Origin of the sequence: Thioalkalivibrio versutus (assembly GCF_001999325.1) — a bacterium.
GTDB lineage: Bacteria > Pseudomonadota > Gammaproteobacteria > Ectothiorhodospirales > Ectothiorhodospiraceae > Thioalkalivibrio > Thioalkalivibrio versutus.
The window spans coordinates 77,143-77,386 of record NZ_MVAR01000015.1; the positions used below are offsets into that span (position 1 = coordinate 77,143).

Here is a 244-nt window from a genome sequence, read left to right on the forward strand (position 1 = left end):
CGGGGAGGCAGGTCCAAACAACGGCTATCCCAGCGTTCTTGCCAGTGGATGATGGCTAGGTCTTCGAGCATCTTCGGCACGCTCGGCCTTTGGCCATGGCGTGCCGCGCCCGCGAAGCGGGCGCCGGGGGCTTTCGGGCGGCGATGCCTATGGTTAGGCAGAAGCGTGGGATACGGTCGGTTTTGACCTTCCCCTCCCGTATGGAGCCCCTTGCGGAAGGGTTCTCGGGCCGGGAGAAGGCGCT

The 244-nt window shown here is 65.6% G+C and carries 1 pseudogene; it reads left to right on the forward strand.

Annotation, left to right across the window (positions count from 1 at the left end):
- Window positions 1-48: 48 nt before the first annotated feature.
- Window positions 49-244: pseudogene (locus B0684_RS14080) on the forward strand (hypothetical protein); the annotation flags it as partial.